At 40.6% G+C, this 16952-nt stretch carries 20 protein-coding genes; 10 read left to right on the plus strand and 10 right to left on the minus strand.

Features of this window, described 5'->3' with window-relative positions; all coding sequences use genetic code 11:
- The first annotated feature begins 7 nt into the window (after positions 1–7).
- The 3 genes from tssK to FTU82_RS10370 all read left to right on the plus strand — a co-directional run bounded on the left by tssK (position 8) and on the right by FTU82_RS10370 (position 3317).
- Entirely contained in the window at positions 8–1372 is a 1365-nt protein-coding gene (gene tssK, locus FTU82_RS10360; RefSeq protein WP_180101311.1) for a type VI secretion system baseplate subunit TssK, read from the plus strand.
- Between the two features lie 8 nt (positions 1373–1380).
- Positions 1381–2193 (plus strand): DotU family type IV/VI secretion system protein, encoded by an 813-nt coding sequence (locus FTU82_RS10365; RefSeq protein WP_180101319.1) that lies wholly within the window; start codon positions 1381–1383, stop codon positions 2191–2193.
- A 167-nt stretch (positions 2194–2360) separates the two neighbouring features.
- Positions 2361–3317 carry a M15 family metallopeptidase gene (locus FTU82_RS10370; protein WP_180101312.1) on the plus strand — a complete coding sequence of 319 codons (957 nt, stop codon included), beginning with the start codon at positions 2361–2363 and terminating at the stop codon, positions 3315–3317.
- 7 nt (positions 3318–3324) lie between these two features.
- Here FTU82_RS10370 and FTU82_RS10375 read toward each other — a convergent pair whose 3' ends face one another.
- From FTU82_RS10375 to FTU82_RS10405, 7 genes are all read right to left on the minus strand, one after another.
- Complete coding sequence (locus FTU82_RS10375; protein ID WP_180101313.1) at positions 3325–4086, minus strand: alpha/beta fold hydrolase; 762 nt, start codon at positions 4084–4086, stop codon at positions 3325–3327.
- 532 nt (positions 4087–4618) lie between these two features.
- On the minus strand, positions 4619–4987 hold the full coding sequence (locus FTU82_RS10380) for a hypothetical protein (RefSeq protein ID WP_005096846.1): 369 nt from the start codon (positions 4985–4987) through the stop codon (positions 4619–4621).
- Positions 4988–5350 (minus strand): hypothetical protein, encoded by a 363-nt coding sequence (locus tag FTU82_RS10385; protein WP_005171032.1) that lies wholly within the window; start codon positions 5348–5350, stop codon positions 4988–4990.
- A gap of 129 nt (positions 5351–5479) precedes the next feature.
- Positions 5480–6082 carry a nitroreductase family protein gene (locus tag FTU82_RS10390; RefSeq protein ID WP_005171034.1) on the minus strand — a complete coding sequence of 201 codons (603 nt, stop codon included), beginning with the start codon at positions 6080–6082 and terminating at the stop codon, positions 5480–5482.
- 462 nt (positions 6083–6544) lie between these two features.
- On the minus strand, positions 6545–7036 hold the full coding sequence (locus tag FTU82_RS10395; RefSeq protein WP_180101314.1) for a hypothetical protein: 492 nt from the start codon (positions 7034–7036) through the stop codon (positions 6545–6547).
- Between the two features lie 126 nt (positions 7037–7162).
- Positions 7163–8557 (minus strand): class II fumarate hydratase, encoded by a 1395-nt coding sequence (fumC, locus tag FTU82_RS10400; RefSeq protein ID WP_005171036.1) that lies wholly within the window; start codon positions 8555–8557, stop codon positions 7163–7165.
- A 135-nt stretch (positions 8558–8692) separates the two neighbouring features.
- Complete coding sequence (locus FTU82_RS10405; RefSeq protein WP_180101315.1) at positions 8693–9703, minus strand: NAD-dependent epimerase/dehydratase family protein; 1011 nt, start codon at positions 9701–9703, stop codon at positions 8693–8695.
- 71 nt (positions 9704–9774) lie between these two features.
- Here FTU82_RS10405 and tusD point away from each other — a divergent pair, with 71 nt between their 5' ends.
- From tusD to FTU82_RS10425, 4 genes are read left to right on the plus strand one after another with little or no spacing between them, the layout of a single operon-like run.
- Entirely contained in the window at positions 9775–10143 is a 369-nt protein-coding gene (tusD, locus tag FTU82_RS10410) for a sulfurtransferase complex subunit TusD (RefSeq protein WP_005096839.1), read from the plus strand.
- 44 nt (positions 10144–10187) lie between these two features.
- A complete protein-coding gene (locus FTU82_RS10415; protein ID WP_074382816.1) occupies positions 10188–10538 on the plus strand; it encodes a hypothetical protein in 351 nt (116 codons plus the stop codon).
- A gap of 19 nt (positions 10539–10557) precedes the next feature.
- Positions 10558–10842 carry a DsrH/TusB family sulfur metabolism protein gene (locus FTU82_RS10420; RefSeq protein ID WP_180101316.1) on the plus strand — a complete coding sequence of 95 codons (285 nt, stop codon included), beginning with the start codon at positions 10558–10560 and terminating at the stop codon, positions 10840–10842.
- A gap of 14 nt (positions 10843–10856) precedes the next feature.
- Positions 10857–11168 (plus strand): TusE/DsrC/DsvC family sulfur relay protein, encoded by a 312-nt coding sequence (locus tag FTU82_RS10425; protein ID WP_005096835.1) that lies wholly within the window; start codon positions 10857–10859, stop codon positions 11166–11168.
- Positions 11169–11280: 112 nt separating this feature from the next.
- Here the strand turns inward: FTU82_RS10425 and FTU82_RS10430 are convergent, their stop codons facing one another.
- The 3 genes from FTU82_RS10430 to ybaK all read right to left on the minus strand — a co-directional run bounded on the left by FTU82_RS10430 (position 11281) and on the right by ybaK (position 13725).
- A complete protein-coding gene (locus FTU82_RS10430) occupies positions 11281–11769 on the minus strand; it encodes a hypothetical protein (protein WP_005096834.1) in 489 nt (162 codons plus the stop codon).
- Between the two features lie 62 nt (positions 11770–11831).
- Entirely contained in the window at positions 11832–13085 is a 1254-nt protein-coding gene (locus FTU82_RS10435; protein ID WP_180101317.1) for a YncE family protein, read from the minus strand.
- 172 nt (positions 13086–13257) lie between these two features.
- Positions 13258–13725 (minus strand): Cys-tRNA(Pro) deacylase, encoded by a 468-nt coding sequence (gene ybaK, locus FTU82_RS10440; RefSeq protein ID WP_074382819.1) that lies wholly within the window; start codon positions 13723–13725, stop codon positions 13258–13260.
- 914 nt (positions 13726–14639) lie between these two features.
- Between ybaK and aroQ the strand changes: the two genes are divergently transcribed.
- Genes aroQ through accC form a run of 3 tightly spaced genes read left to right on the plus strand, consistent with a single transcriptional unit; the run spans position 14640 to position 16911 of the window.
- Positions 14640–15095 (plus strand): type II 3-dehydroquinate dehydratase, encoded by a 456-nt coding sequence (gene aroQ, locus FTU82_RS10445; RefSeq protein ID WP_180040002.1) that lies wholly within the window; start codon positions 14640–14642, stop codon positions 15093–15095.
- A gap of 16 nt (positions 15096–15111) precedes the next feature.
- Positions 15112–15528: an acetyl-CoA carboxylase biotin carboxyl carrier protein gene (gene accB / locus FTU82_RS10450; protein WP_005096830.1), complete on the plus strand. Its 417-nt coding sequence runs from the start codon at positions 15112–15114 to the stop codon at positions 15526–15528.
- 18 nt (positions 15529–15546) lie between these two features.
- Complete coding sequence (accC, locus tag FTU82_RS10455) at positions 15547–16911, plus strand: acetyl-CoA carboxylase biotin carboxylase subunit (protein WP_180040004.1); 1365 nt, start codon at positions 15547–15549, stop codon at positions 16909–16911.
- The last annotated feature ends 41 nt before the right edge of the window (positions 16912–16952 follow it).

Genomic DNA, 16952 nt, shown 5'->3' on the forward strand with positions numbered 1-16952 from the left:
TATTAAAATGTTCAGAGCAGAAAAAGTACTTTGGGGCGAAGGTCTATTTTTAAGACCGCAACATTTTCAATTACAAGATGCTTATCATGAGCAACGTTTGAGTCATATGATTCGTGCGACATTTCCTTTTGCTCATGGAATTCAATCCATCCAATTTGATGAAGCACAGTTCAATATGCACATACTGGCATTAAGTAAAATTGAAATGATTTGGCAGGATGGTGAAATTTATCAGGCACCAGCACAGGATTTATTACCGGAACCCGTGCAACTGGATGCTTTAAACCTGCATGGAGAGATGCAGGTTTATTTGGCTTTACCGATGCTACAACCGAATAAAAAAAATGTAAGTCATGCCGAAAGTACTCAGGCTGGCCGTTATCACTCGCAGTTAATTTCAACCCACGACTTATTTACCGATGCAACGACTGCAGAAATCACCCTGTTACGCCGTCGTGCTGAATTTAAGCTATTTGAACTCGGGCAAATACCTCAACAGCATCTGGATGGCTATTTATATATCCCGGTTGCTCAAATCAAAAGACAAAGTTCAGGAAATTTTATTCTCAATCATAAGTTTATTCCTCCCATTCTACATATCCAGGCATGTGAGTATCTGCTAGACAATTTAAAGCGAAGCTTAAATATCATTCGAGCCAAAATTAAGACGATTCAATCCAATAACCGTGAAAATGAACAGAAATTGATTGAATTTCGCTCGGGAGATATTGTCTCTTTCTGGCTGGTAAATGCCTTAAATACAGCCCATGCAAGCTTGAACCATATTTTGCAGTATCCGCAAATTCATCCGGAACGACTATATGTGGAACTGCTACGACTTACTGGATCTTTACTCACCTTCTCGACTGCTTATGAGATTGATCAACTGCCACAGTATCAACACCATCAACTTTACGACAGCTTTAATCAGCTGGATATTATTCTCAGAGATTTACTCGATACGATTATCTCGAATCGCTATATCAGTATCAGTTTAAAAGAAACACGTCCATCCTATTGGATTGGGAGTCTGGAAACAGACAAAATCAGCCGAAATACCAGGTTATATCTGGCTGTATCGAGTAGCGTAATGCCAGCGCATAATCTGATTGCGCATGTTCCGGTCCGTTTCAAGGTCGGCAGTACCATCGATGTTGAACAACGCGTAATTGCAGCTTTGCCTGCTGTGCCAGTGCAGCATCTTATGCAGGTTCCTACAGCAATTCCGGTGCGATCCGGTGTTCATTATTTTGAGATCGAACCAAATAATGAACTGTATCAGCGCATGCTGGATTCAGAAGCAATTTGTGTTTATATCCCGAATGGGTTTCAGGATATTGCGATTGAACTCATTGCGGTTATGAATGGATGAATATTCAAATGAATACAATCACAAATAATCCTTCTTCACTGTTTGAAGAGGATCAGAACGGAATCGGCGATATAGCAAGACAAGCTATCGAAACCAATATCTTATACAGGGCAAGTTTGCTAGATTTACTGCATGATGGTTTCTATATCGTTTTTCTTATAAAAAATCACTATATACCTGCTGATATAGAATTATTCCGTGAGAAAGTTTTGCAGATGCTCAGCCAATTTGAAAGCCAGGCACGTAAGGTACAATTTTTAGCTGAAGATATTCAAGATACCAAATATGCCTATTGTGCTTTACTGGACGAAACGATTGTCACACAACAGGATGAGCGCTTTTTTGATTTGCAGAATTCCTGGATGTTGAGCCCGTTGCAATTAAGTCTGTTTGGTTCACAACTGGCTGGCTATCAGTTCTTTGAATATCTGGAAAACATCCGTCATAAAGACAAGGATCGACTGGCAGTATTAGAGGTTTATCATTACTGTCTATTATTAGGCTTTCAGGGAAAATACCGGATTGAATCGATTGAACATTTGAATAGTTTGGTGGCTCGAGTCGGAGATCAGATTGATTATCTCAAAGTTAAGAAAACGGCCTTCTCTCCTTTTTCCGCACTTCCCGATCAAATCAGACATATAATTCATCGAGAATTACCATTTTTCTGGATTCTAATTTTCCTGTTTTTATTTGCAGTATTCAGCTTTGTCGCTTTTAAATATGCTTTATCGACAGAACAAACAACTATTTTTGCTCAATATCAGAATCTGATTAGCGCTCCTGCTGAGCAAGCTTATATTACGATTCATTTACCCTAATTAAATTTTTCAGATCAATACCATGAAAGCTCATAAAAATAAAAACTTAAAAGTATTTACTTCAGAAAAATTGAATGCAATCTTTGCAAAGAATTGCGCCGTTGTACAATTTATATCGCTTAAGAAAAGACTGGGTTGGAATCTGAACTAGATCAAGTATTTCACTTATGATTTTTATCATATTGAGTAGCTTCACCCTAATGAGCTTGGTAATGTTCGCCCTGCTGTCCTATGAATTTAGACGAAGGATACAGGGTGTTTTTCTCAGATTTATTCCGCAAAGCAAACAGCAATTGACTCAAGCAATACATTTTTCACGTAAATTTTATCGGGCGGCCTCGCCTGAACATCTGCATTCTCATTGGTATGTGCAGCAGTGGTGGATTTTGATTACCGGATTAATATTATTTGGCAGTATTTTGCTACTCGCTTTTACCCAGCCCTTAACTGCCAGAAAATTTGAATCTGAATATTTAAGGAAAGTTGATCCACAAATTTATGCTCTTTTGGATGGGCAAATGTTGACAGCTCCGCCTGAAGTTGCTGACCGCCTCATTATAGAAGCCCTTCAACAAGAGCATTTTCCAGATCATCCGGCTATTTCAGCACAAAGCTTTAATTCAAATCTTGAAGATATTTATAGACCAGCAATGCATACGCATTCAGATATCAGTACAGCAGACCGTAAATGGCATAAGATGAATCCACGATTTAAGCAACGTTTACTGATGGTATTTAAAATCATGAAAGAACAGCATGATTATGAGCTGGTTTTACTTGAAGGCTATCGGAGTCCGGAACGGCAAAATTCGTTGGCAGCCGATAGTAATATTACCAAAGCCAAAGGCTTTCAGAGTTATCATCAATTTGGATTGGCTGCAGATATTGCCTTTAAACGGCATGGCAAAGTAGTCATTACAGAACGTGATCCCTGGGCCATGCGCGGTTATGAGTTATATGGTCAGGTCGCTGAATCGGTAGGTTTGACCTGGGGCGGCCGCTGGAAATCCATTAAAGATTTCGGACATACTGAATATCGTATGCCCGGTTTAAAGAAAACTGCTGAGATGGCACATCAACTGATCCATGAAGGGCAATTACAGGTACATACATTACATCCTTAAATATTACTTAATTAACAAAGGCTTGCATGTGCTTAATGACTTCATCTGGTTTTTCACCATGTAGCCAATGACCGGTATTTTCAATGACTTCAATTTTTGCCTGAGAAAACTGTTCATTAATTGCTGCAAAATGTTCTGGTTTTGAGATATAAAAAGAATCACCACCACGCAGAAATAAGGCTGGCCGATTAATTTTTTCGACCTTTTCCCAAGCCATAATATCTGGATAATGATCAAATAAAGCCTGAACATTAAACAGCCACTGCCCTTTATTAAAGGATTTTAATAAAAATTGAATCACCATTTCTTCATGAATATATTTACGCATAATTTTTGCTGCTTCCAGTCGTGAAGCAACATTTTCTTGCTGTACTGCAAATAAGGCTTGAAAAATTTCAGCATGATGATTTTCATGATATTGGATCGGTGTAATATCAAGGACGACGAGTTTTTCAGTCTGTTCACGAGCTAAATCTGCCAGTTTCATAGCAATTTTCCCACCCATAGAATGTCCAACAACGACAAACTTATGAACATTTAAACTGGATAAAGTTTCCAATACATCTTCTGCCATGAGCTGATAGTTAATATCAGAGCTATGACCAGAAAGACCATGATTACGCACATCAATTTGGATCACGGTTCTCTGTTCAGAAAAATGTCGAGCCAATACTCCTAAATTACTCAAACTACCAAATAAACCATGAATAAAGATCATTGGAGATACTGTTGAAGTTTCATGATGGTGTAATTGATAGTTAAGGATCATTTGAGAATTCCGTGATTTCTTGATTTAATTGTTAATAGTGGGTTGATATTGAAAATTAATCAATTGCCAAATTTTTAAAATAAAAATTTGCTTAGGCTATTTTATAAATATAACAGGATTAGTTTTGTAGCATAAATATAAGATATAACTTCACTACCCTGCTTGGAGTACCATTCATTTATGTATGAAGACAAAATTCACGCTATTCGTTATGAAGTCATTTCTATAATGCTTATGTGTGACATGATCAAGCAACAATATTATGCAGTATTAAAAGATCTCTCGACAAAGCTTAGAAAAATATTAAAGTTTAATTGTTAAATTATAGTTATCAATTTTCTTATTTCCCGGATATATCCCCGGGATAATGAGTAACAATCATGCTTATACTTTAGTTTAACTTTACAAAAAACCCTACAGATAGATGCATCTTATTTAAGATGATATTTTTTGGTCAAAATCCAGCCAAGATTAAAATAATAATATTCTCTTTATTTTCATTAATGCGTGATGAGAAGAAGTACCACTCGCCCTATTCAACATCCCTATTTTTACAGAATAAGGTGGTGGTCATTCCTGATTTACTCAGGCTCTGATCCTGTCGATCAAGAAAACTTTTGGCGACCATAGCCATCATGGGCGCCATATCCAGACTGTTATTTTCTTCAGAAACTTTTTGAATGTCCTGATAGGCTTTCAGTCGATTACAAAAAGCCTGACGTTGGGTTTTGGCATCGGCCTTTGGATCATCTTCATCTAAAATGTGCTTGGTTTCATTGACGATTTTAGTCTGTTCTGAAATAAACTGGTCATACGCACTTTGTGAAAGTGGTTCTGCAAAGACCATGCTATTCAGTAAGAATAACAATCCTGCACAAATGAAAGATGATTTTTTTAGCATTTAGATTTCTTCTTTCCAGACATCTTCATAATCATCGGCATCAATCATGAAACGAAAACCTGTTTCCAGAGCCAGATATGGTAATACTTCTGGTGCGATATCCTGTAATTCACGTACGGTCATCGTTTCAAAAGCATCTTCACTTGAAGGTTCTCCGCCATAAATATACCAGCTGATATTTTCCGCTGTCTCAGGCTTTTTACGAATACCAACTATCGGATCCTGCTTTAAGGTATGTACGGCCACAGCAACAACATCATCACCCGTGACTTCAACATAAGCTGAGCCTACTTCTTCACAAAGTAACTTTTGCTCTGCGATCAGTTCTTGTAAAGGTGATAGATTTTGCGTGTTTTTCGACATTCGATATTACTCATTTATTTGCATTAGCACGCTATTTTAACTGAATTTTAGCAATGCTGATGAGGATTTCGTCGAGATGTTAAAATATCTGCGCTTAAAATTGTTTAAGCGCAGATATGAATTTCAGGCTTATTTGAAAATTTTAAAACGCTCTTCGTCCGCAAGATAATCTTTGGCATGTGTTTCGCCTTCGATTGAACCAAAGACCAGCTGTGCGCGAAGCTTCCAGTTGGCTGGAATGTCCCACTCAGCATGCACCTGCTCATCTACGATCGGATTATAATGCTGTAAAGATGCACCTAGGCCTTCAGTATGTAATGCTGTCCATGTGGCAAATTGCGCAATCGCAGTAGAATGCTCTGCCCAGACAGGGAAGTTATCCGCATAAGACGGGAATTGCTCCTGCAACGCTTGTACCACTGTTTGATCTTCAAAGAATAATACCGTACCTACACCAGCAGCAAAGCTGGCCATTTTAGCAGTGGTTTTTGCTGCACTTGCTTCATCTTTTGCATAACTTTTTAATTTATCTGCAACGATGCCCCAAAACTTTTCATGTTCTGTGTTGAATAAAATGACGGCGCGTGAAGACTGAGAATTAAAAGCAGATGGACTTTGTTTAATTGCAGTTTGAATTAAATCAGTTAAACGTTCAGGAGATTGTTCAATATTCTTGCCAATGGCATAAATAGTACGGCGTTTAGTAATTAAATCTAAAAACTGATTCGACATTTTTAAAAATCCTGGGATATATCTTCGGGAAAATTGGAACCTTTAGTTATTTTTGTGAAGCATAGCTAATCAATTAAACTTTTAGCTTATCTAAAAATAAAGCTTATATACCTTAAAAAATAATAGACAGAATTACTAGGCTATTTGCTTGATATTTTTATATATTTTTTAGCTAAAACTGATTCTTTTCACCTATTTTTTAAACAAAGGTTAAAATTACTGCCCAATGAAAATACTTTAGGATAAATAGTGGGCTATCTTGCTCTGTTCTCGGGCGAAATTCTAGGAATCATTATTTTTATAAGGTTTATTTTTTGAAGATCCCTGTTAAAGAGAATCTAATAATATAGCTTAGGCTATTTCCAAGCATCTCCGATCATGAAGGAAAGCTTAGGCTACAGATAAAATTAATCCCCCAAGAATGGAGGACTAATTTTTAGCAATGAAAACTATAAACTTAAATTAAAATTTTGCATTCAAAACTTGAGCTGATACTTTACTTTTCCACAGCTCACGTAGTGTCGGTAAATAGAATTTCTCACCTAGTTCAACCAGTTCTGCATCGATCAGTGCATGCATTTCGTGCATAAACAGATAGTCCAGTTCAACTGTACTTAGTTTTGACTGCTGCTTTTGATAGTCCTTACGCTTTTGCTGGGCTTGTTTAACCAAACGATCCGCAAATGCTTTATCTTTAAACTGGCTAATCGCCTTTAAACGCAGTTCAATAATGCCCCAACCGGTTAACAACATTTGGAAAGTCTCAAAGTCACCGCTGGCCGACTCCCAAGACATTTCTTCCAGATTTTCATCATCTGGAAGCACCGGCAAAAGAAGTTCCATGACACTTGGAAAAATCTTTTTAAAATTCAGAATAAATTTAACAGGATGCTCACCTGGATAATCCTTGAATTGCACCTTTCTTTGAACATCTGTTAAATAAATATCAAGCATAAAACAATCATCAGTGGTTAATCTCATCGAGATCTATTGTACGCAACTCTGCCTGAGATAAAAACCACTGCTGACGATTCCATGATAAAACAGGCTGAAAGATTGAAAATAAAAGCCTTAAACGCTTTATTTTACATTTGGTGAGACCATCTGTTCAGGACGTACCACCTCATCAAACTGTTCAGCCGTGACTAAACCAAGTTCAACAGCCACCTGCTTTAAGGTTTTAGCTTCTTTATAGGCAGTTTTGGCAACCTTGGCTGCATTCTCGTAACCAATCACCGGGTTTAATGCAGTGACCAGCATTAATGAGTCATGCAAGAAATGATCAATCTTGTCACGGTTCGGCTCAATACCTACGGCGCAGTGATCATTGAAACTATTACAGGCATCGCCCAAAAGCTGGATGGATTGCAGTAAGTTATAGGCAATCACAGGCATAAACACATTCAGCTCAAAGTTACCCGATGCACCTGCCACATTAATCGTGGTGTCATTTCCAAGCACTTGCGCCACCACCATGGTCATGGCTTCACTTTGCGTCGGATTGACCTTACCCGGCATAATGCTTGAACCTGGCTCATTTTCAGGAATACGCAGTTCACCAAATCCACAACGAGGCCCACTGGCTAACCAACGAATATCGTTGGCAATTTTATTTAGGCTGACTGCAAGGGTTTTTAATGCGCCTGAAGCAAATACCGCAGCATCACGGCCGGCCAAAGCTTCAAATTTATTCGGAGCAGTGACAAATGGTAGACCTGTCAGCTTCTCCAGTGTTTCTGCGGCCTGAACTGCATAATCAGGATGGGCATTTAGACCTGTACCAACAGCCGTCCCGCCCAATGGCAACTCATACAAACCCAGTAAAGCTTGCTGTAAGCGAATCAAGCCATGATCAAGTTGGGATACATAACCACTAAATTCCTGACCTAGGGTTAAAGGTGTCGCATCCTGTAAATGCGTCCGGCCAATTTTGACAATATCGGCAAAGGCTAAAGATTTTGCATGCAAGGTATCGCGTAGACGGGTAAGCGCTGGAATAAGAAGTTGATTAATCTGCAAACTCGCTGCGACATGAATCGCAGTCGGGAAAGAGTCATTGGTCGATTGGGCACGGTTGACATGATCATTTGGATGAACCGGTTTTTGCGCACCTAAATGATTGCCCAATTTTTGATTGGCAATATTGGCTATCACCTCATTACAGTTCATATTACTTTGCGTGCCTGAACCGGTTTGCCAGACCACCAGTGGAAACTGGCTATCCCACTGCCCGCTAATCACCTCATCTGCTGCATCCACAATATAGCCCGACAGCTCTTGAGGAATCTGATCCAGTTTAGCATTGGTCAAGGCTGCAGCTTTTTTTACCAGTCCCATTGCACCAATCATTGCTCGTGGCAAGCGTTCATTGCCGATCTTGAAGTTTTGCAAGCTACGCTGGGTCTGAGCGCCCCATAAAGCCTCACTCGGTACGGCCACTTCGCCCATGGTGTCATGTTCAATACGTGTTTGCATGTTCAACCTCAATTTTTTACATATCGCTGATTTTAAAAGCATCTATCACGATACTTTGCTAGATTAATTAAAAGTAATCGATTATATTAAATATGTAAATGATAATTATTATCAAATATTTTTTACTTATCTCATTTACTGTCCTCTCAGTATATTTTGATAAAATAGCCATTCATCCTCAAGCATCTTTTTCAGTGAACGCTGCGGTTGCCAATGCAAAATCTGCTGTGCCTTTTCAATATTCGCGCCTAGCTGGTCAAGCTCTGCATGAGGATAAGGCAAGGCATCGACTGTTCTAATTACAGACTGAGTCACTTCAGCCAGTTGATCCAGTAAATCCTGTATGGAAATCAATTCACCGGCAATATTAAAAGCTTCACATTTTAATTCCTGCTGTTGTGACAGCCATTGCAAGGACTTGATCACCGCATCACAACAATCTGCGACATGCAGAAAACTGCGTTCTACTGTGCCATCCGCAGTATGGGCCTGACGGCGTAATTCCAAATATTCACGTTGCTGTGCAGCGACCTGCATCGCCAAAGGCACAATATTTTTCGGTAAAGGTGGCACTGCTTCCCCCAGCACACCGTGTTCAAAGGCACCGGCGATATTAGACAAACGCAGGATCGCAATGCGCCACTCGTTATCTGTTTTGACAGTATCCCGAATAATTTCCTCAACCATCTGTTGCGATTTAATATAGGGATTGGGATAAGTATAGTTAAAAGGTAGATCTTCATTGAGATCCGTACCGGATTGTCCATAGACTGCCAGACTGGATAAATGCACCAGATGCCGTACGCCGGTACGTTGCATGGCGCGCATTAAGCTCATAATACAGCTGACATTATCATTATAATATTCAAGGGGTTTTAATACTGATTCTTCTAGCGACTTAAAACTGGCAGCATGTACTACAGCCTGAATCGAATGCTGTTCAAATACTTTGTTTAATGCAGGCGTATTGCGAATATCAATTTTGATAAAAGGCACATACATCCCGGAAATATATTCAAGTCGCTCCAGCGTCTGCAAATTGGCATTGGCCAAATTATCGACCACAATGACCTCTAATCCTTGTGCTAACAGACTTAAAGCAATATGTGAGCCTAAAAAGCCTAATCCACCCGTCACTAAAATCATTGTATACTACCTACTTTCTGATGAAGCCCAGATCAAGCTGTTGCTATTGATCAAGCCTGTAGTGAATTTCGATGAGCACCTTAATTCTTGTTACCTCCGCACCAACTTCTATTTATGCCTGGCATGCCCTTGGTTTGGCGCAGGCATTACACAACAAAAACCAAGAATTCCGCGTATTCTTTTATCAGGACGGCGTGTCGGTCGCAAATGCACTGCAATGGGTGCCCGACGATCAACGTCATCTTACACATGCCTGGCAAGCACTCAATATTCGCCTCCCAGTCTGTGTAAGTGCAGCACTGGCGCGAGGGATTACAGATCAGGACAATGCTCAACGTCACAATATTCAGCAGCATAATCTGGCGGATGCCTTTGAATTGGTCGGTTTAGGTGAACTTGCCGATGCTGTTCAATCCTCACAACGTCTGATTCAATTCTAGATGTTCCATTTTTTAGAATGTGTTGCTTTTCCAAGGAATCTTGTGTGAAATCTGTACTTGTTATATTAACCCAAGCCAATCTGACCAGCCTGCAAGTGCATGAAAGCCTGTCTGCGACCATGGTTTTGGCGACATTTGGTGCGGAAGTGAAAGTTCTGCTACAAGGTGCGGGCCTTAGTCTTCTACGCTCAGAACTGCAGTTTGATCAGTTACAACATGCCTTTAAACTGGCCTCGAATATGGTCGACAGTTTTGAGTTTTATGACCTCACTCCAATTCTGATTGAACAGAAAAACCAGAACTCGCCCTTTGTGGCTCAGAACGAACAAGAGATTGAATTTATTGAGCTAAGCCCAGCGTTTATTCAAGGCTTTGATCATGTGCTGTATTGGTAAGGAATAAAGGATATATAAAATGTCAAATCACACACTTTATCTGATCCAATCGAACTATGCGGCAACGGCGCAGACTCTGGAACAACTCGCTCAAATTTATACCCTCGGTGATCAAGTCGTACTGATGGGTGAAGCCGTATTACAGCTGGAGCATTCATTTCTACAAAATTTGCCGCAAATTTACATGCTGGAAAATGATGCAGAGCTTTTGACACAGCCTTTGTCGGATCAGGTCAAGCTTCTCGATTTTGCCGATTTTGCAGATCTTTACCTCGGGTTTAATCGCTGTATTTCAATGAAATAATCAATGAGTTAAATATGAATTTAGAACTGGATCAAGATGGTCATCTGATCGATTACACCATTTGGAATGAAGAAGTCGCGCAAGTCCTGGCCAATAACCTGGAACTGAACTTAACCCCGTGGCATTTTGAAATTCTGCAAGCAGTGCGTCAGTTCTATCAGCAGTTTGGCCATTCACCGGCCACACGTCCCTTAATTAAATTCCTAATGAAAACGGTTAGTGCTGACATCAACAATGCCATGCTTCAGGAAAAGTTTAATACGGGTCTGGTCGCGCGGCATTTAAGCCGTTTGGCCGGCGTACCCAAGCCTGCAAATTGTTTATAAAAGTACGCTGTCTTCAATACTTATATCTAAATGCCTGAATTCTCATTTGGGCTTTTTTATGAAAGCAATTTTCACATCTAAAATAATAAAAGATATTCGTGGCTTGAATTCGTCAACTTCGGGTTTGTTCTAAGGTTCGCAAAGCCCGATGCAATTCATGATCCATTTCTGGCAGAACTTTCAGCAGAAACTCAATTTGTGCTTTCGCCTCGTCTCGAGTCACCAGTTTAGCTTCTACCAGCGTCTGCTGTAGACTAACCAGCAAACTGACCTGTCTAGGATCTGGTTGTTGCCCCTGACCTAAAGCACTGATGATTTGAGCAAAGTCTAGATATAACTGTTGTTGTTGCTTTAACAATAGGCTTTGCTTTGTAGCTACATTATTTGGTTCAGCCTGTGTATTTTGGCTATTGCTCTTAAAACTCAGAGACATATAGCTGGGTGATTTTTCAAGTCGGGCAACCTGATCACGATGGGCTTGGACTTGATTGGCAAAATCAGTCCGATAGATGTCTTGTCGTATCTGGTAAGCAATAGCCACCAAAATGCCGAACAAGAGTAATCCGATGATGAGATATAAAAGAACGGTCTTATCTTTCATCTTGATCTCCTCAACCCAATAAAGACAGCTCTTATCAAAACGCTGCCTATATCGTTGCTCGACTACGGCGTTGACCAGTCTATTGGTGCATAGCCGATCCGAACACGTTGTGGATGATTCCCAACTGGTACACTGAGCACTTTATCCCCTGTGGCAAAATCAATCACGGTCACCACATCGGTTTCACTTTCGGAAATCACACAGCTTTTACCATCTGGACTACGCGTTGCCCAATAGGGTTTGCCGGCAGGAATCAGTTTGCCGGCAGTCAGCGTCTTACGATTTACAATCGTGGCATAATCATCCATGGTTCCTGCAACACAGAGCTTTTCACCATCAGCACTGATTGACAAACCATGATGACGCGAATCATTGACCCATTTTGTCCGGTCTTTCGGGATACTATCACTACCAGGGAGCTGTCCGATCCGGCTAATCTTGTTCTGATTCAGATCGTATTCAATCAGACCATTAAAGAATGAAACCTGGGCATAAAGTTTCGTTTCATCCTTGCTAAATACCATTGGGCGAACTGAATTGGATAAATCCTTGCGACCAAATGCATCGAGTGCAGGTCTGAAATCAATTTTTCTCAGCACTTGATGGGTATTGGCATCCGCGATACTAATGTAGCGTTTTCCTTTGGTGAAATCCTGCCACTGTGCATCCATTGACGTTTCAACATTGCCAATCGCGGAGTTCAGGATTTTGTTACCATCATCGAAGTAGATATTTTCATGCGGTTTATCACCCGTAGCAAAACGCCCTAACTCTTTGCCAGTGTGAATATCCAGGACATGTACCACATTGCCTGAAGATGCTGACACCGCCACGCGTTGACCATCTGGCGAAACCGCCATGTGATCGGCGCGAAAACCTTCAACTGGTGTACGCCAGTTCATCTTGCCTGTTTTGATATTAATAGAGACCACATCGGCGAAACTTGGACGCGATGCCACGATGGACTGACCATCTGGCGTCGAGTACATATCATCTACCAACTGATCATTACCTTCACCCGCTGTGGCCTGAATATAGGTATAGGCAATCAGCTTGATTGGATTGAGATGAATTTCTTTGAGACGCTCTTTACGGTCAGGAATCATGTTAATGACGCCAATTTTGCCAAAATCACCCGATGGACGAATCACAGTCACTGTGCCATCCCAGTTGTTTCCGACAAAGAAAACCTGCTGTGAATTGACAGGTGCAGCTGAAGGCGCAGAAGCGGCCTGTACACTCGGAAACGCAGACAGCATCGCCATTGCAGATAAGGTCAGATAGAATCGTGGCCATTTTTTATTTTGAACTTTCATCCTTTATGCTCCGCATAATCATTTTTATTATTTTTAATTCTTTATTGCGCACATTTCCGCTGTGCTTATTCGTGACCTAATATACAAAGGTATAAAATGATTTGCTGATTTTTCCGACCAAAAAAAGATCACTTCAAACGCTATTCATATAAATCTTCAGGGGAATTTGACCTTATACATCCAGCACATCGACAAACTGTGCATTCAGCACTTTGGCAAGATCAGCCGGTTTCAGTCCGATATCCAAGCCTCTTTTACCGCCACTCACATATATTTTATTGAGCTTTTCTGCTGATACATCAATGACTGTTTTTAAACGCTTCTTTTGTCCGATTGGACTGATTCCACCGACCAGATAACCGGTTAAACGTTCTGCATGTTTCGGATCTGCCATTTGCAGTTTCTTACAACCACAAGCTGCCGCTACTTTTTTTAGATTAAGCTGATGATTGACTGGTAACACGGCAACAAAATACTGTTTTTCATCCGTTACCAATAGCGTTTTAAAAACTTCTTCGACTTGTAATCCTAATTTTTCTGCAGCCTCTAAACCAAAGCTTTTCGCATTGGCATCATGTTCATATTCATGAATACTATATTCAATTTTTTGAGTTTTTAAGAGTTTACATGCAGGTGTCATAATACTTCTGGCTCAAGTCTGATCGCCTTAGTATATAAATATTCGCTCAAGAAGTTAATGTTTTTGCCCCATACCTCTGCTCCATATGCATGACTACAAGCTGTTTCTGAGATTTTTTACAAAGAGAGTGACGTGCAAAATACCAACAAAGATATGCGTTTTTGCCACTATCTAGATATCAGATGCGCCTGTGCCTAGCGATTTAGAATGCTTTGAAATGAACATATTCGTCATTTCATCAAGATATCGACAATCTAAATTTTTCCAAACCCTTCGCTATAAATCTCTTTAAATTCGATGTCTGTTTCTTAGTCAGCTTTATAAATTTAGAAACAGAACATAAAACTGATCTCTAAATTGAAGTAACTCATTTTTATCTGGTATTTTGTAATAAAATGCATATAAAAACACAGACTAAAATATTAAAATAAGCTTATTAACATATTGTCTTATCTTGCCTTTTTAAGTATTTCTCCATCTTTTCAAGATGAGATTTTGACATTAAGGGAAGCACGGTTAAAGGCAAAGTTAGGCTAGTCATCCTCTCACGCAAGTCAAGGATCTCTCGATTGAATGTCCTAATCGTTTAGGCCAGACATGAATTTTTGCAAGATTAAAATATGATCAAACAGCAGAGCTGATCCTTAACATGAAGATACAGTTACATAAAGGATATTAACTGTTTTTGCCAATTGGGTTTACAATGAAAACAATCTGAATACCCTGCGAATTGTAATTTTTTAACATTGCCAAATCTCTGCAAAGTTTTCATTATAGCGCCACTGTTTAGGATATGCTTTCTACGTCAATTCAAAGAAATTATAAATAGTCATGTAGAAAATCATGCAATAATAAGCAGAGTTTGCAGCTATCTTGCAAACAAACCTCGATACTTTTTAATTGGAGCATGCTGGATGAGTTCGACCATTTTGGTTATTCATGGACCGAATTTAAATTTGCTTGGAAAGCGCGAACCAGAAGTTTATGGTCATCTTACGCTTGGCGATATTAATCAGCAACTGACTGCTCAGGCTCAACAGGCCACATTACAGCTCGATACCTTCCAAAGCAACTGGGAAGGCGCAATCGTTGACCGAATTCATCAAGCCCAACTCGACGGCGTGCAATATATAATTATCAATCCGGCAGCATTGACACATAGCTCTGTTGCGATTCGCGATGCCCTGCTTGGTGTCGCCATTCCTTTTATTGAAGTCCATTTGTCAAACGTCCATGCACGCGAGGCATTTCGACATCATTCGTACTTGTCCGATAAAGCCATCGGCGTGATCTGTGGTCTGGGTGCAAAAGGCTATGCTGCTGCGCTCGACTATGTCATTGAAAAAATACAATCTTCTACAAAATCTTAATTAGGAATACTGTCTCATGGATATCCGTAAAATCAAGAAACTCATCGACTTGATGATTGAATCTGACTTACAGGCGATCGAAGTTAAAGAAGGCGATCAATCGATTGCATTAACTCGTCGTAATCCAGTGGTTGCAGCGGCTGTTCCTGCAATGCCTGCACCTGCAGCTGAAGTACCTGCGGCGAAGTCTCCGCGCGGTGCTGTTGAAACCTCTCCAATGGTTGGGGTGTTTTACTCTGCACCAAGCCCAGGCGAAGCGACATTTGTCAAAGTGGGTCAAACCGTTTCTGCGGGTGATACCTTAGGTATTATCGAAGCCATGAAAATCATGAACCCGATTGAAGCAACTCAAAGTGGTGTGATCGAAGAAATTCTAGTGAAAAATGGTGAAGTGATTCAATTCGGCCAACCACTTTTCCGCTACCGCGCTTAATCACCCCGGGGATTTATAATGTTGCAAAAAGTTTTAATTGCAAACCGTGGTGAAATTGCTTTACGCATCACCCGGGCTTGCAGAACTTTAGGGATCAAAACCGTAGGTGTCTATTCTGACGCAGACAAAGACCTGATGCATTTGCGTTTCTGTGATGAAGCCGTGTGTATCGGTCCGGGTGCGAGCAGTGACAGCTATCTGAATATTCCTGCGATTATTACAGCTGCTGAAATTACTGGCGCAGATGCCATCCATCCTGGTTATGGTTTTCTCGCTGAAAATGCTGAATTTGCAGAAATCGTAGAAAATTCTGGTTTTATCTTTATCGGTCCACGTCCAGAACATATTCGCTTAATGGGGAACAAGGTTTCTGCCATTATTGCCATGAAAAAAGCGGGTGTACCAACTGTACCGGGCTGCGACCATGCCGTAACCATTCACAATGCACTCGCTGAAGCGAAAGAGATCGGTTTCCCGCTGATTGTCAAAGCTGCTTCTGGTGGTGGTGGTCGTGGTATGCGTATCGTCGAAAATGTCGATACCCTGCTGGAATCTGTTCAGGCTGCACAGCGTGATGCGGAAATGTGGTTTGGTGATGATACGGTCTATATGGAGCGTTTCCTGCAAAAACCACGTCACGTTGAAGTACAGGTACTGGCTGATGGTAATGGTCATGCGATTCATCTCTATGATCGTGACTGCTCGCTACAGCGTCGCCATCAAAAAGTACTGGAAGAAGCGCCAGCACCGAACTTACCAGAGCAAGCACGTGCCGATATTCTAGAAGCCTGTGTCAATGCCTGTAAATTGATGCAATATCGTGGTGCAGGTACATTCGAATTCCTGTTTGAAGATGATGGATTCTTCTTCATTGAAATGAATACGCGTGTTCAGGTTGAACATCCGGTAACTGAAATGGTGACCGGTATTGATATTATCGAACAGCAATTGCGTATTGCTGGTGGCTTAGGTCTCGATATTCAGCAAGAAGATGTCAAGGTTTTAGGACATGCGATTGAATGCCGTATTAACGCAGAAGATCCATCAACCTTCTTGCCTTCACCCGGCAAGATTGAGAGCTTCTATGCACCAGGCGGCGCAGGTATCCGCTTAGACTCGCACATCTACCCAGGCTATAGCATTCCGCCGTATTATGACTCGATGATCGCCAAACTGATTTCGCATGGCAAGGACCGTGAGACGTCTATTTCTCGCATGAGAAATGCCTTGGAAGAAATGATTTTGACTGGCGTTAAAACCAATATTCCTTTGCACAAAGATTTAATCCTTCAGGATAAAAATTTCTGCAAACAGGCAATGGATATTCATTATCTGGAAAAACATTTGTTAAAGCAGCTTGAAAGCGCTGAAGACAAAGCTTAAATCAAAGCTCATAAAAAAACCGCTGTCATTCAGCGGTTTTT

It is taken from the genome of Acinetobacter sp. YH12151 (assembly GCF_013418355.1).
GTDB classification, from domain to species: Bacteria; Pseudomonadota; Gammaproteobacteria; order Pseudomonadales; family Moraxellaceae; genus Acinetobacter; species Acinetobacter pseudolwoffii.